This window comes from Chitinophaga rhizophila (assembly GCF_019492185.1).
Taxonomy (GTDB): Bacteria; Bacteroidota; Bacteroidia; order Chitinophagales; family Chitinophagaceae; genus Chitinophaga; species Chitinophaga rhizophila.
The window spans coordinates 1,046,480-1,062,839 of the sequence record NZ_JAICCF010000004.1; the positions used below are offsets into that span (position 1 = coordinate 1,046,480).

General features: G+C 43.4%; 12 protein-coding genes. 5 read left to right on the forward strand and 7 right to left on the reverse strand.

The genetic code is table 11. The features are described from left to right. Window positions 1-47: 47 nt before the first annotated feature. The 6 genes from K1Y79_RS23710 to K1Y79_RS23735 all read right to left on the reverse strand — a co-directional run bounded on the left by K1Y79_RS23710 (window position 48) and on the right by K1Y79_RS23735 (window position 8,647). Window positions 48-1,364 carry a nucleotide sugar dehydrogenase gene (locus K1Y79_RS23710; protein WP_220252676.1) on the reverse strand — a complete coding sequence of 439 codons (1,317 nt, stop codon included), beginning with the start codon at window positions 1,362-1,364 and terminating at the stop codon, window positions 48-50. Window positions 1,365-1,412: 48 nt separating this feature from the next. Continuing rightward, window positions 1,413-3,809, reverse strand: coding sequence for a GumC family protein (locus K1Y79_RS23715; RefSeq protein ID WP_220252677.1), 2,397 nt, complete (start codon window positions 3,807-3,809; stop codon window positions 1,413-1,415). Between the two features lie 20 nt (window positions 3,810-3,829). Beyond that, a complete protein-coding gene (locus K1Y79_RS23720) occupies window positions 3,830-4,675 on the reverse strand; it encodes a polysaccharide biosynthesis/export family protein (RefSeq protein ID WP_220252678.1) in 846 nt (281 codons plus the stop codon). 81 nt (window positions 4,676-4,756) lie between these two features. Beyond that, window positions 4,757-6,688 carry a polysaccharide biosynthesis protein gene (locus tag K1Y79_RS23725; RefSeq protein ID WP_220252679.1) on the reverse strand — a complete coding sequence of 644 codons (1,932 nt, stop codon included), beginning with the start codon at window positions 6,686-6,688 and terminating at the stop codon, window positions 4,757-4,759. An 819-nt stretch (window positions 6,689-7,507) separates the two neighbouring features. Continuing rightward, window positions 7,508-7,792, reverse strand: a complete 285-nt coding sequence (locus K1Y79_RS23730; RefSeq protein WP_220252680.1) for a hypothetical protein — start codon at window positions 7,790-7,792, stop codon at window positions 7,508-7,510. Between the two features lie 297 nt (window positions 7,793-8,089). Beyond that, window positions 8,090-8,647, reverse strand: a complete 558-nt coding sequence (locus tag K1Y79_RS23735) for a hypothetical protein (RefSeq protein WP_220252681.1) — start codon at window positions 8,645-8,647, stop codon at window positions 8,090-8,092. A 506-nt stretch (window positions 8,648-9,153) separates the two neighbouring features. On the opposite strand from K1Y79_RS23735, the gene K1Y79_RS23740 reads away from it, so the two are divergent. Continuing rightward, window positions 9,154-11,598, forward strand: a complete 2,445-nt coding sequence (locus K1Y79_RS23740; protein WP_220252682.1) for a S8 family peptidase — start codon at window positions 9,154-9,156, stop codon at window positions 11,596-11,598. A 105-nt stretch (window positions 11,599-11,703) separates the two neighbouring features. On the opposite strand, the gene K1Y79_RS23745 is transcribed toward K1Y79_RS23740, so the two are convergent. Next, entirely contained in the window at window positions 11,704-12,732 is a 1,029-nt protein-coding gene (locus K1Y79_RS23745) for an AAA family ATPase (protein ID WP_220252683.1), read from the reverse strand. Window positions 12,733-12,959: 227 nt separating this feature from the next. On the opposite strand from K1Y79_RS23745, the gene K1Y79_RS23750 reads away from it, so the two are divergent. The 4 genes from K1Y79_RS23750 to K1Y79_RS23765 all read left to right on the forward strand — a co-directional run bounded on the left by K1Y79_RS23750 (window position 12,960) and on the right by K1Y79_RS23765 (window position 16,350). Continuing rightward, window positions 12,960-13,565 (forward strand): hypothetical protein, encoded by a 606-nt coding sequence (locus K1Y79_RS23750; protein ID WP_220252684.1) that lies wholly within the window; start codon window positions 12,960-12,962, stop codon window positions 13,563-13,565. Window positions 13,566-13,918: 353 nt separating this feature from the next. Then, complete coding sequence (locus tag K1Y79_RS23755; RefSeq protein WP_220252685.1) at window positions 13,919-15,181, forward strand: MFS transporter; 1,263 nt, start codon at window positions 13,919-13,921, stop codon at window positions 15,179-15,181. Between the two features lie 4 nt (window positions 15,182-15,185). After that, window positions 15,186-15,935, forward strand: coding sequence for a DeoR/GlpR family DNA-binding transcription regulator (locus K1Y79_RS23760; RefSeq protein ID WP_220252686.1), 750 nt, complete (start codon window positions 15,186-15,188; stop codon window positions 15,933-15,935). Between the two features lie 16 nt (window positions 15,936-15,951). Then, window positions 15,952-16,350: a VOC family protein gene (locus tag K1Y79_RS23765; RefSeq protein ID WP_220252687.1), complete on the forward strand. Its 399-nt coding sequence runs from the start codon at window positions 15,952-15,954 to the stop codon at window positions 16,348-16,350. The last annotated feature ends 10 nt before the right edge of the window (window positions 16,351-16,360 follow it).

Genomic DNA, 16,360 nt, shown 5'->3' on the forward strand with positions numbered 1-16,360 from the left:
ATTATACACGTGCAGAAATTGGCAACCTGCTCTCTCTCATTGATCATTTACAGCCTGGCGTCTACCAGTGTTCTGTCAAGGCAGGACTTGGTATCGAATATGACGCCGTTATTACGTTTGATCTTCTGATAGTCGAACTTTAAGAACTCATTATGTGCTACCGCTACGATGATGGCATCGTATACGATGGTATTATCCAGCTTGTTCAGGACGTCTACGCCATATTCATGTTTCACTTCATGTGTATCAGCCCATGGATCATAGATGTCTACATCCAGTCCGAACTGACGTAGCTCCGTATAAATGTCTACTACCCGTGTATTGCGTACATCCGGACAGTTTTCTTTGAAAGTGATTCCCATGATCAGGGCGCGGGAACCTTTAATCTTGTGGTCCTTTTCAATCATCAGCTTAACCACTTTATTTGCTACGAAATGGCCTACGTGATCATTGACTCTACGGCCTGACAATATCACCTGGGGATGATAGCCCAGTGCCTGTGCTTTATGAGCCAGGTAGTAGGGGTCCACCCCTATACAGTGACCGCCTACCAGTCCGGGTTTATACTTCAGGAAGTTCCACTTGGTACCGGCGGCTTCTATCACATCGTTGGTGTCTATACCGATACGGTCGAAGATGAGGGCCAGTTCATTGACAAATGAGATGTTCACATCGCGCTGTGCATTTTCGATAGCTTTCGAGGCTTCGGCAACTTTAATGGACGCCGCTTTATGGGTGCCGGCATCAATAATAGATCTATACAGATCATCCACCCTACTGGCTATATCTGGTGTTGAGCCGCTGGTCACCTTCTTGATACGGGTAAGCGTATTGATCTTGTCTCCCGGATTGATACGTTCAGGAGAGTATCCGGCAAAAAAGTCTTTATTGAACACAAGCCCGGACACCCGTTCCAGTACCGGTACGCAATCTTCTTCCGTACACCCCGGATATACAGTTGATTCATAAATCACGAGATCCCCTGACTTCAGGATGCGTCCCAGCATTTCTGAGGCCTTCAGCAATGGTCTGAGGTCGGGAGCTTTAAACTCATCTATCGGCGTAGGCACTGTTACAATGAAGGTATTGTATTCTCTCAGGTCTTCTACAGATGACGAGAATGCCAGTCCGCAGCCTTTGTCTTCCGCCCTGGCGGCAATCACTTTTTTGAGATCTTCTATGTTAGCTTCCTTTGTACGATCTTGTCCTGCGGCCAGTTCTTTTACTCTTGCCTCATTGATATCGAATCCGATAGTACAATACTTTTTTGCAAATTCAATAGCCAGGGGCAATCCTACGTATCCGAGGCCAATAATGGCAATTCTGGCGTTGGCTACTTTGTTTAACTTACCGTTGTTACCCATCTTTGGTGATGTTTTCGAAATGCAATAATTAGTGTAAAGTGTGCCTTGTTATTTGGTCACCGGCTTCCGGGATTTCTTAAACAGACCTTTCTTTGGCGGTTGATCGTTCCCGTATCCATAGCCATAACCATATCCGTAACCATAACCGTAGCCATACCCTGCCCCGGTTTTTACATCGTTGACAATCAGGTTGATCTTCGGCATTTTTCTATGTTGGTAAAGGTCTTTGGTAATATTCAGCTGTTGCTTATAGGTATATCCCTGTCTGACGAGGTACAGCGTCGCATCCGCGAAGCGGCCCAGAAGCTGCGCATCTGTTACCAGTCCGATAGGTGCTGTATCGACAATGATATAGTCAAACAGCGTACGGAGGTGTGCAAATAGCCTGTTCGTCTTATCAAGCAATAGCAGCTCTGCCGGGTTAGGCGGTATAGGGCCGGAAGGTATCAGCCATAGTTTATCACTGATACCTGAAGGTTTGATGATCTCTTCCAGGGTGCTTTTACCTATTACATAGGTGCTGAATCCAACGGAGTTATTAAATTCCAGCATCTCGGAAATCTTTGGTTTCCGCAGGTCCATTTCCATCAGAAGTACCTTTTTACCGGAAAGGGACAGGACTGCTGCCAGGTTGGTAGCCACGAAAGACTTGCCCTCGCCGCTCATGCTGGAGGTAAGCATGACCACCTTATCGCCTTCCCCTGAAAGTATAAACTGCAGATTGGTACGGATAGCCCTGAATTGTTCGGCTATCGGTGTGCGCGATTCACGGCCTACCACAATCAGTTCCTTCTCTTTGTTATGCCCAATCTCTGCCAGTATAGGCACAGGAGTGTTATTCAGAATATCCTGTTTGTTGCTGATACGTCGTCCTAACAGGCCCTGCAGGTATATCCAGATGGAGGGGATAACTACTCCGGCAATAAACCCTATTATATAAATGAGGGTACCTTTCGGTTTAAAGGGGAAAGGATCGCTTTTACCGGAGTCTACCACTCTGGCGATAGCAATATTGGATGACTTGGAGATCGCCGATTCTTCCCGCTTTTTAAGCAGAAATAGATATAGTTCCTGTTTTACTGCCTGCTGACGGGAATAATCCAGGAATATTCGCTCCTTTCCAGGTACTTCCCGTATTTTTTGGGTGATGCTCCCGGTATTACGTTGCAGCTCATTAATGCTGACCTGTATACCCTGCTTTAAGGATGCCAGGTTGTTACGCAGGTCGGCACGCAGGCCGGACAACTGCAGATCCATATTTTTGACTACCGGGTTCGACTCTGTATTAGACATCAGCAGTCTTTCCCTTTCCAGGAGCAGGGCATTGTATTTCTCTACAATACCCAGGAAAGTAGGATCTTGTACGATAAGCGAAGACGGCACTACCCTTCTGGCGTTCTGTTCATCGCGCATATATTGTTCCAGCGACTCTACCACATTCAGCCGCACCTGCTGTTCGGTCAGCTGTTTCATATTGTCACTGGTATTGGAAACCAATAGTTTAGATTGTTCGCTCAGATCAGCCAGTTGATTGGACTGCTTGAACTGTTCGATATCTTTCTCTACACTGGTCAGTTCTGTGGTAACAATACCCAGCCTGTTGTCAATGAAAGAAATTGTACTGTCAACGATCCTGTTTTTATCTTCTACACTGGCATTCAGGTAGTTTTCCAGCAGTTTATTCAATATCATCTCCCCTTTCTCGGGAATGGTATTGGTAAGGCTCAGATTAATAGTACTGGCCTGTTTGTTAGGGATGCTGACATCCAGCAGCTTCTGGTAGCGACCCACTGCATAGTCAATCGAGGTAACTGTGATCTGGTATTCCTGACTGGTAACAGGATACAGTTCATTCCGTTCAATCTTCACAATACCTTCAGGCAGATGAAAAGTGTCATTCCAGGCAGCATCCCGTTGAATGCCCCTGGTGCTGAGAGACAGTTTGTTGTCAGCAAGGATATCGATCACATAATTAGCCTGATTGAGTGTATCTTTTATATAAAGCCATTTTAAGCGAAGCGGCAGTCTAACGAACTGCTCTGTTTTTTTGACGCGGCCTTCCACGAAGTAGCTGACGTTCAGGTCGAGATCGCGCACTACCTTTTCCATCAGTGAGCGTGATTTCAGTATCTCCACTTCATTATCGACGTTACTTTTATTGCTGAATATTTCCAGCTGCTGTAGTATCTCTGCTCCCGGCAGACTGGAGTTCTTCTTATCGTCCTGAACGATCACTTTAGCGCTGATTTTATAACTGGGTGTTGAATAACGCATGTATAGCCAGGCACAGGCAAGTCCGCCACCGATAAAGATGACGAAGAGGTACCAGTACCGGATCATCTTATCAACCACTTTTCTCAGGTCCAGGCCTTCTTCATTTTCATATTCGGTGGAAAAGGTCTGGTTATTTCTGGAGGCTCCGTTTGTATGCATATTCTCAATCATAAAAAACAGCAATAAAAGTTTTAGAAGTTTATCCTCGATATAGCCACCACCAGCAGGGTAAGTGCCGATGTAATCAGTGCGATACGCTTTACTGAGTTTGCATCAGTAGCAGCAACCTTGTTCTCATTTGGTTCTACGTATATTACATCTCCCTGGCGCAGATAGAAATATGGGGATGTGAACGTCCTGCTATCGTTAAGATTAAACCGTACAAATTCTTTCTGAGGTCCTGCATCCCTGATCAGCATCACATTCTCGCGTTTACCATAAATAGTCAGATCTCCGGCCATACCCAGGGCATCCAGCAATGTTACCTTCTCATTGGGCATGATGTAGGTAGATGGCCTGGTTACTTCTCCCAGTACAGTGATCTTAAAGTTGGCGAACCTGACATTTACTACCGGATCTTTATAATATTCAGCAGCTTTGGTGCGGATATCATCTCTTACCTGGTCTGTGGTCTTTCCTTTTACCATGACTTTGCCTATCAGGGGCAGTACCACATAGCCATCTTTGTCTACCAGGAAGCCACTGACATTCGATCCGGGGGTATTAGTGACTGGTTGCGTTGCGCCACTTCCGGTTACGGGCCATGCAGCGGTACCAGGTTGATTAAGCATCGCTGTGGAAGCAGGATCAAGTGTTTGTATAGTCACCTGCAGGATGTCGTCTGCCTGGATCTCAGGTGTGGAATAGACAGCCTGGGTAATACTTTTTTTAAGTACAGAGTCCGGGATATCCCGGAAGTAGGTAATGTTCTTCGGAGTACTGCATGCCAGGAAGGATAAAGAGATGATGGCTGTTACTATCCAGCGTAACGAGCAAAAGGGTTGACTGAAAATGTTGTCGAAATGTCTGATTCTCATTAGAAAAATAACTGTTTAAATGCCATTCCGCCACGCTCATAGATGATCCTATGCCGCAGACGCCTTTGTATATAGATGATGTTACAACTTGATTTTATCTTTGTCCAGCTGCTCGTATGTTGAATTTTTGCTGATAAACTCAGGAACCAGTTGCTTCATAAGTGCAACAGTCGGAGTAATGTAATGCTTCTGGGCAGAAGCAATCAGTTTTTCAATATGATCATTCACCTCTACAAAGTCATATTCCCGTACTCTTGCTATCATGATTTTTTCATGGTAGGTACTTAGCGTATTTTCTGCGGTGTTCAGCAGTTCTTCATACAGTTTCTCGCCGGGTCTGAGGCCGGTGTATACGATCTGGATATCCACGCCCGGTTCTCTTCCGCTCATCCGGATCATCTTATTAGCCAGTTCTGCAATCTTCACGGGCTGTCCCATATCAAAGACAAATATCTCTCCTCCCTGCCCCATGGCCCCTGCTTCCAGTACGAGCTGGCATGCCTCAGGTATTGTCATGAAGTAGCGGGTGATATCGGGATGAGTGACTGTCAGCGGACCACCTTTTTCGAGTTGTTGTTTAAAACGTGGAATAACGGAACCGTTAGAGCCTAGTACGTTACCAAACCTGGTAGTGATAAACCTGGTAGGCGGATTACTGAAAACGGGACCAGTCTTTTTAAATTGCCGGTTAACGTGTGTACTGAAGGATTGTGTAAAGATCTCCGCGATTCTTTTAGAGGCCCCCATTACATTAGTAGGGTTGACGGCTTTATCAGTAGAGATCATCACAAATTTCTCTACGCCAAATTCCACTGATAGTTCTGCCAGCATTTTTGTACCCAACACGTTGTTGAGTACCGCGACGGAAGGATTCTTTTCCATCATGGGCACATGTTTATAGGCAGCGGCGTGGTATACTACAGAAGGCTCGTATACCTCGAACAGTTGCTGCATGCGGGTTCTATCGCAGATATTGGCAATATAGGGTACAATGGTAATACCGGGTTTCAGTTCAGCCATTTCAAGTTCCAGTTCATGTAATGGCGATTCTGCTTTATCGCATAACAGCAGTAAGGAAGGTTCCAGTTTTGCAAGCTGCCTGACAAGCTCACTACCTATTGAGCCGGCAGCGCCGGTTACCAGGATGGCTTTACCTTTTGTTTCCCTGCTTACTTCTTTGTTATTGATACTGATAACGGATCTGTCGAGCAGGTCTTCAATCCTGATATCCTGTAATTTGGCGGGGCTCCAGCCGGCATTGATCCATTTATTGACGGGCTGTACTTTCTGTACTTTGATATTCAGTGCGAGGCAGTGATCGACGAGGTCATTAAGTATCTGTGTATCGGGGGTTTCAGCAGCAACGATGAGCAGCTTTATCTTTTCCTGTTTAACTATACGTTCCAGGGAAGCGCGGGATGTACTGAATATGGGTAATCCATCTAACCTTTTACCGGTTCTTGTGAGCTTATCATCCAGGAAACCGGCGATACGTATACTACCCGTCTGGTCTTCATTGATAGCCTTACGTACTACGAGGCCGGAGTGGCCTGCGTTATAGATGACGGCTTTCGTTTTATTGATAACGCCGTACCTGCTGTAGTAGCGGAAGGCCCACTTTACAAAGAGCCGATAAGAGAGCAGGAAGAAGGTGTTAATGAAGAAGTTGATGGCGATGACAGACAACGGGAACATATTCTCTTTGGTATATGTTACAGCTGCTACATTGATATAATAATAGATGATGGCGCTTAGCAGGCTGACGCAGGATATACGGCCAATGTCAGCCATACTGGTATATCTTACGATACCGTTATAAGTGCGAAAGAGAAGTGACAGTAATAAGTTGACGCTCACTACAACCAAAACAATATCCTGCATTGGGTATCGACCAAAGTCTTCGAGGTTAAAATTAAGCCTGAGTAGAAAGGACAAGCTCATCGCAACGATCGAACACCCGAGGTCTAATAACAAAATCAGCCAGGACGGGGTAATCCATGATCTCTTAGTCATCGGTTTAATTAGATAAGGTTAAAACGTATCAATGTTTTTCATCAACGTCGGAATCGTTCAAACAATATGTCTATCAGTAGTTTATGTTTTAACCTACGTGCAATATAAATACATAATGTTATAATTTATCCAGTTTACAGACGAGTTCAACCAGATGTTTTTTACTCTAATATTAATATTCCATCATATTAGAATTGCGTCGATTTGCTTAATTCCTCTATACAGCGTATAACCGTGCTTTTAATATTTCAAACGTTTTTCTATAGTGGTGGAAGTTAGGACTAAGTGGAATTTTATATTACGTATTTATACGCAATGATAAATGAATATTACATGATGACATCACAAAAACCAGATACTCTCACAATGCGATGGCGTCTGACCGTGCTGTTTAACGTGGCGCTCTTCTTAGAAACATGAATGTAATAACCTGAAACAATGCGTCTTTCATGGCATGTCAGTTGACGTGTTTAGTATGACTCTAAAAGCGTTGTCAGCAGACTTTAAAGTTTATGCTTTTGATCCGGTTATTCAGTGAGACAGTTGGAACAAACACTATACCAAAACTCAGCAATGCGTTAATTCTTAGCCACTGCGATTGATAACAAAATTGAAGAGGGGTTTGTTTTAGAATTTTCGAGGCGGGAAGCTCAGCCGTTATATTTAAAGGAAAGGGAGTAACAGATAATAATTTAAACAAATTCAATTTTGTATAATTATGAATCAGTCGGATTATCTGTCAAAAAAATACCCGATGCCGGCTTCAGCATCGGGTAATCTTTACTACAAAAAAATATATGTTTTTCCGTTATTCCACAGTTAGTGTGCCGGTATAGCCACAGGTTTTGGTCTAACAGAAGGCGCTTTAATTTTGATTGGCGCACTGACTGTTTCCTCTTTTTGTTCAGGTTTGTGCAATATATAGCTTGTCTTTAAACATGAGTAGCAGATAAACTTGCGAAGCGGTAAAAAGCCTAATACGTACTTCACAAAAAAACCACGGGGTAATCTGTCTTCCAATACACCGTGTTTACATTTAGGGCAATCATGCAATTCAATACGTTCAACGTCTGAAGAAGAGCCCTGCAGCAAGATGTAACTCATAGGTAATTAAAAATTAGTTTAGGGATACAAATAGTCTGTTCAGACAAACTACCTTGCAAAGGTACGAATATTATTTATATCTTATTTAAATTTTATTGACTTTAATAAATACGTAATGTGCATGATACTTAGATTCAGTTGCTTAAGTCAATCTTATTGATGACCCCGCAACGACATTGACACACAACACTATAAGTGATAAAATAATTTTAAAATGGGGTAATTACATAGGTTTTTATCCTCAGCCGGCACCAAAATCCGTGAAGTAGGTAGGCAAAAAAATTTCCGTACTGTAAGCTATTTCTGCTGCTTTATTTCTGGTATCGCTAGTTCCCGCACTCCTTCATTGCCCGGCAAATCTCTCGCTACTGCCACAATCCTCCCTCCTGCCGGCAATGAGCCCGCTGTGTAATGCCACTCAACGCCATTCCGCCGCATAATCGCAACTCCCTGTTTAACAATACCTCCCGCAGCATCTATTACGTTAACCTTTACCTCCGCGACCCGAAACTCATTTCGTACCGTAATAGTCACGCCCTCATCTACTATCTCAACAGCCTCAATCTCCGGTGCATGATAGGCGTCTTTTACCGCCATATTATATGCATTCTGACCTGGCCCCGCCAGCGACGCATAATATGCTTTCAACTCCGGATCAGCCAGCATCTGCTGCGCCTTGACAACAGCAGCCGCCATTCGTTGCCTTGCCTGCAACTGCTTCAAAGTAGGTTTCTTATTCGACGGGCCGCGCTTCTTCGCCATAATTACCTGCCCGTTCCTTTCATAGATGGTTATTTGTTTACCGATGGAGCCCCGCACCAACTGCAGGATAAAATTGTCTTTCACAATGGCCATAATAATGATTTTTGAGGTGATGAATATGAATTTACTGGTTTTTGACCAGGTATCGGTCTGTTATTCATACCAACTGAGTAGTAATACGTCACTTCTATATCACTTCAATATCGGAGGGATATATAGGTGATATAGAAGTGAGCTATTGGTGAAGGGATGGTGTGAAGATTAGAGCGAAGGAAGAGGGAAGTATTACCACAGCCTGACAATGGATATCAGGATTTTTCCGGTATTTATACATCACCTAAGAAAACCGTGCATCACGTGCGTAATTTTGCAGAGATCAAATTTTCTGTACAACTCCAAGACTAATGCGCAATAGTAAGTGGTGGAACCTATCTCAATCATACCAAGATGATAAAAGCTACGATTGTCTATGTAAAGACAACTGAATATATAAATTAAATCACCCTTCTTATACACCTATAGTTGTGATGAAAAACAGCATCAATTCCATTGCAGTAACATCCATATTATCAAACAGCACCTTATCTTAAACTTATACCATGGCAAATAAACATGTATTACTGGTGAATCCGAGATCCCAGCATCCTTCCTTCAAACGTCAAAGAAACATCTCTCGTGTTGAGAAAACTGATGAACACGAAACTCAGTCGCTCAAATCAATACAGGCGTTGCAAAAAGAACGACTAAGAATTGACGCAGCAGCTTTTTATACGCGGCGAAAATTGCGGAATGAAGCGCGTACAATACCTTTCCCTAAAGTGATCGATCTGGTACGCATTTATTTTTTCGCCATATTCAACGATGATTTAAAGTACAAGTTCTTTAAGAGATACGGCTTAAGCCCTGTTGAGTATAACCAGTTCAATAAAACAGTTCTGTTTGAGATACTGGACGAACAGCTGTTTGCTGACTTTGATCGGCATATCAGGCAGATTATTGATAGTGCAGAAGGTACTTCTTATGAGCATCAGGAATTTAATCTTATTGCACTCATACTGAATTTTGAATTTGTCGGTACTGATAACAGAGTACAAACCACTCGTGAAAGTGGTTTGCTTCTGACGCTGATATCTTCATCTAACACGGTGGCTTCTATTCAGAAGAAAGAGTTGTTCTCACTGCTGGAAACGCAGGATACAAATTATACTTATGATGAAAGAAACCCTGATATTATTGCTGTGAAGCGTTTGTCAAAGCAGCAGACAACTATCATCGCCAATAATATTGACATTGTCAGATCGATTACAAGCACAAGACCACTGAAAATCCGGCCCGGAGTATATGGTACAGTAAGGCGGGACTTTGGTTTTACAGTTGATATACCAGAGCATCTTGCAACGGTAGGTGTCATAGATACCGGTGTATCCAGGATAGAGCCAATAAAAGAGCTACTGACAACATTTTCCTACGATCATACCGGGTACGGTGCATTCTGGGACGAGTCGGGGCATGGCACAGCAGTTGCTGGACTGATTGCACTAGGCGATGATTTTCAGAAAGAAGTCAGCAATCGTTATATTGCCAAAGCCAGAATTGCCGTAATAAAGGCTGTGCACAACAACAATGACGAACTTAATATTCCTAAACTGTTAGCGGATATAAGGCATGCAAGACAAAACTATGGCATCAGGTTGTTTAACATGTCATTAAACATTCCGCTTGCCAAAAAATATAATGATGGATACGGCCACTTCGCCTATGAGTTGGATAAGCTATCTTACGAGGAAGACGTTCTCATATTCATTTCTGTAGGTAACGTTGATCAGGAATACCTGAAAGAAATTATTGAGATCGATGCGCATCCTGATCATGAGTATCCCACGTTTTTCTACAAGCCGGATTCATCCAGTCAAACACACAATTGTAAGAATACTAACATTTCCGAACCAGCTGAATCACTTAACAATATTTCAATTGGCGCACTTGCCGGCAATCTGGAAGACAACAATAGCGTAGATATTACGCCAGATTGCTCATACCCTGCCTACTATAGCCGGAAATTTCATTTTGATTATTCTTTACCAGTTAATGGAACACGTCTGAAAAAGAATCAGTTTAATAAATACTTAAATAAACCGGACCTAATATTTGAGGGTGGCGATCTGTTTGAATACGCGTCAGGAATGGAAGTACTACGCTCCCCACTAACAATTGGCGAACAATTTTATGGGAGAACATGTGGAACGAGTCTTGCAACCCCCTTGATTACATCATACGCAGCCCAGATACTCAGCATGTATCCTGGACTGGCAACCCAAACAGTAAAAGCATTACTGATTAATTCCTCCATATATCATAAAGAAACTGCTTTACCACATTTCAGCTCCAGGAGCGACAAGTTGTTGAAAAAGCTTGTCGGATTTGGCCGCCCACAGAAAGACAAGCTGTTGCTGAACGAAGATCATGCTATTGTGTTCATCATCGAAAATGAGATTGGGAACGGGCAATTACTGACAATTCCTATCCACCTCCCCTCATATCTGAAAACGACGGAGAACAAAATCAGGTTTGATATTTCTATGTGTTATAGCTTCAGGCCTGTTAAGGATAATCATCTTAGCTATTTACCTTTACACGTATCATTTAACCTGGTACGTAATCTGCCGGTGCAGGATATTGCCTATGTTGAACAGTCAGAATATGGCATCAAAAATGGGTTCAGTTGGAGCGAGGATCATTTTGGGTTAGAAAACCGTATTTTCTCTAACGCACAGTCAACGTCATACATGCTGCAACCTAAGGATATACAGCAGGTGGGGGATGCAGTTGCCCTGGCGATCAGGTGCTTGTCAAAAACTGAGATTCCGGAATCAGACTACCAGTATTACTCCCATGCCAGGCATAAGGTATCAGTAGTTATACGGATAACAGAGATAGCTGTGGCGAACGCACCCGGGGAACTTTATAATGAAATGTTAGCTTGTAATACAATTGAACTGATTGACCAATTAACCGGCGACATTGACGCAGATCTGGATGTCTAAAAAGAAACTGCCAATACAGTTTTTCTTCCTGTATTGGCAGTTTATACCTTTAATAGGTGACTTACCTTGTACTAGATATGTGCACGTAAGCCCGTAGTACAGATGTCATAATTTAAGTATTGCTTCACGCTCTGATTTAATGAGTTCAGTCCATATAGCCATATCAATTACCACATCCTCACTTACACCATTTACATTGCTGTTAAAAAGACTTCTTTTGATAGCAGTTATAAGCGTCTTCTGAATACTATAGTAGCTAAGGCCTTTCAATTCCTTTATGACGGCCTGGTAGGATACCTGATCAGAAAATTTGAATCTCCCGTCACGGATAGTTAATTTGATGAGATCTTCTATCTGAGATTCATCAGGCAGCTTAAATTCAATATTGACGTCAAATCTTCTCAATAATGCATCATCCAGCATATCGTTCTGATTCGTAGCAGCTATCACCATACTGCTTTGTGGCAGATAGTCAAACAGTTGTAAAATTGTATTAACAACACGTTTCATCTCACCATGATCCTGGTTATAGTCCCGGATCTTCCCTAGTGAGTCAAATTCATCTATGAAGATGATACATTCTTCTGCAGCCGCCTTACGAAAGATCTTCGCCAGGTTCTTACTGGTTTCGCCTAATTTTGATGATACTACGGCCCCCAGATTAACAACAATCATCATTTTGTTCAGCTCACCCGCTATAACATAAGAGGCTAATGTTTTACCACATCCGGAAGGTCCATGCAGGAGAATCTTGTTAGATATCGGCAAATTATATCTGTTCAGTAAGTCAGCAGACTTATGTTCTTTGATGAATAACTCAAGTTCATGTTTGATTTTCTCAGACGTCACCAGGTTCTGAAAAGAATAATCTGAAGTAAGTTTTTCCAGTATCAAATCTCCTATCTCTCTATCCTCTATCCTGTTAAAATATTCAGGAGAGCCAACTTTCGTAAGGCTATTGCTCTTTTGCTGTCGAATTGCATCTTTCAGAATAGATTGAAGCTGCAAGGCAAAATTGGTTTTCTTTGTCTTTTTTGAATACTCGATCAACTCGCTCAGTACAGACAACAATTTCTCCTGGTCATTCTCTAACCCAAACCTTGCGATATCTTTAATAAAATCAAATTGGCTCATATGCGTTCACTCCTGAAAGGAAGATATACAAATTTATGGTTTTCCGATGCTTCCAAGTGCATTCTCAACATAAAAAGCAGAAATACCGGTAATGGATTTCAGCATACTGAACAATGAGGACGGCGCACAATAATTTCGGTTCAGTATATATTTTGTCCGTTTCATCAGACAGATCGTTGCGAATAACCATCTCTGACAGTACCTTTGCCCCACACAAAAATGACCGAATGAAGCTTATTAAAACATTATCGCTGTTACTTTTCATAACAGTGGTAATCTCCGGATGTGGAATGTTAAATCCTGCAGCACAGGTAGAGAATTTCAAAAACTACAAGTACGATGTACAATCAGTTACCGACTTCAAAATTGCGGGTAAATCGGCAGAGAGTCTTATAGGAAAGGGCAATACAGCGCTGACCTCTCTGCCTGGGTTAGCTTTTGCTATTATCAGGAAAGACCTGCCATTGGAAGCTAAAGTGAATATGAGAGTCAGCAATCCTACCGGCAAGGTGGCTAATATCGGCTCGTTCAAATATCTGATAGAGATTCAGGGCAAACCGCTTGTTGAGGGCGAAGTAAATGAAGACGTGAGACTGGAGAATGGTTCCAGCGCTACTATTCCATTCAGATTTGGTGCAAACCTGTTTGGAGTAAATAAGGACGAGAAGGGCATTGACAAGTTACTGGGTGATATACTTACGCGGGAAGGAAATGGCTTTATCGTACTGAAGATTAAGCCATCTGTTAAGATCGGCGGAAAAAGCGTGTATTATCCTGGGTATATTACAGTTGATAATGACTTACTGAAAAGTGTATCAGGTTTGTTAAAATAATTGGGACATTCATATTTAATATGGAACGGGATCAGTAGCAGCTACTGGTCCCGTTTTTATTATCGTTTAATAGCAGGTGTTGACAAGTGGAAGGCGAGTATGCAGCCCTCTTTGCAAAATTTGCAGCTTTGACAATAAATGATAAAAGGAAGCGTAAAGACACTTTTTCGCTGGTTTACAGTAGTATCATGTTTGCATTTAGCTGCCTTTTGACATTTGCAATTATATGCAAATTTGCATTTTGTTGCATATTAACCGGAAATTTGTATACATTTGCACTGTAAGAATAAAACCGCCTGTTTAGGGTCCGGTATGAATGTCATGTGAGTCCTCGGACCTTACTACTGTCATTAATGGCAAAGCTGCTGTTCATACGTTCCGGGAAGGCAATACGCACCAATAGTAATCAACATATGCAGCTGGAAGAGCAAGGTTTAAAACGAGCCCGCCGGGCAACACAATTAATATTTCTTGTCTGCGGACTGGGTATCGCCAGTTGGGCCCCTATGGTACCTTACGCGAAAGATCGCCTGGGATTACATGAAGGGCAACTCGGTCTTTTACTCCTGTTTCTCGGTTGTGGTGCACTGGTAATGATGCCCATTACCGGCATCCTGATCAACAGGTTCGGTAGCAGAGTCGTTATAGGAGCAGCAGCTATGCTGATGGCCATACTTTTGCCATTGTTGCTGATCATTGATACATATGTCCCGATGGCAGCAGCACTGTTGCTATTTGGAGCAGCCGTAGGATCCATAGATGTGGCAATGAACGCCCATGGTGTAAAGGTGCAGCATCTATATGGCAGGCCTATTATGTCTTCCCTGCATGGCCTGTTCAGTATCGGCGGACTAGCAGGATCATTAGGACTTGGATTTTTGATCAAGGCCGGACTGGAACCGGTACACGCGGCTATCAGTGTATCCATTCTGCTCATTATTATCACGTTCAGTCAATTTAAATCACTTTTCAATAGCACGTTGGAAAGGCAGGTCTCAACTACATATTCCACAGCAACGGGAACTCAGGTCCAGGAGAACAGGTTTCTCTGGCTTCGGGGCAGCGTAATCTTTCTTGGCATGCTGTGCTTTTCGGCCTTTCTGGCTGAAGGCGCTATGCTGGACTGGAGCGCCGTATTCCTACGTGACACGAAGGGTGTATCACAGGAACTAAGCGGTGCAGGTTACGCTGCCTTTTCCATTGCCATGGCTGCAATGCGCCTCGCAGGGGACGGTCTGGTGGAGCGATTCAATAACAAAACAGTTGTTTCCGGAGGTAGCTTACTAGCGGCTATCGGTTTAACCATAGCGATAGTCAGTCCCTGGACACCACTCGTACTTGCCGGATACATTTTACTGGGTATAGGCGCTGCCAATATTGTCCCTATATTTTTCAGCGACGGAGGCAGCATACCAGGGATTCCTGCGGCCATCAGCATTCCGGCTATTACTACAATAGGTTACGCCGGACAACTGGCAGGTCCTGCCCTGCTGGGATTTGTTGCGCATCACTTCTCACTTGCTGCGGCATTTGGCTGCTGCGCCGTATTACTGGCAGGTATATCTGTCGCTTATTTGTTGAAGAAACAGCATACTCCATTGACCGCTACAAAGTAAATTTATGATAAAGGAACAGCGCTTTGACTATATCTTAAATGCACTGAAAGCGCAGGAACAGGTTACCTACGAAACACTAGCCTCATCACTGCAGGTCTCTGAAGATACCATCCGAAGAGATATCGATCAATTATATCGTAATGGCCTGCTGTCGAAGATACGCGGTGGCGCTATGCTGCCAGCCAAAAATCCGCTTACCTTCCAGGATCGCAGCCGTTTCTTTCAGGAAGAAAAAGACATTATTGCCATGAAGGCGAAGATGTATATCAAAGATGGTATGACCATTTTCATGGATGGAGGCACGACTATTTGCGCCATCGCCGATGCACTACCAGCTGACATTTCATTGCGTATTGTCACGAATAACATACCTGCCGTGCAGTTGTTATCCAGATTCAGAAATATAGAACTCATCGTACTCGGCGGTACTTACGACCCGGGAACAGCTACGAGTACAGGCATTATAACCTGCAAGGAAGTAAACATGTATCTGGCAGACCTTTACCTGATGGGAACATGCGGCGTTGATGATAAAGCCGGCATATCTGCGAGCGTAGCATCCGATGCTCATGTAAAACGGGCGATGTTTGACAACGCGAAGACCGTGATATCGCTTGCGAATCATAGCCGGCTACACCAGGTGGAACCTTTTCGCGTGGGAAGTTTCAGTGACCTTGATATCATGATAACAGATCTCGAAAGCGATCACGCAGACCTAAATGGATTCCGGAATCTCGGCGTACACATTATATAAACCTAAATCATAGCACATGCATATTGATCATCTTGCAATCTGGGTAGACGATCTGGAAAAGATGCGCGAATTTTACCTCACCTATTTTGATACAACCTGCAACAAAAGATATGTGAATCCGGTGAAGCAGTTCTACTCCTACTTCATTACATTCAACCAGGGCGGTAGCCGCATTGAACTGATGTACAGACCGGATATACAGGGAGGCATGCCGGATCGCGGGTCAAACAAGGGACTTGCACACCTGGCGATTACAGTTGGCAACAGGCACAAAGTAGACAGCATGGTAGCCCAACTGCGGAATGAAGGGTATACGATTGCAGGAGAACCAAGAATCAGCGGCGATGGCTACTATGAAGCCGTTATACTTGATCCGGAGGGCAATTGGGTAGAATTACTGGCTGAACAGGAGTAAACAGCATAAC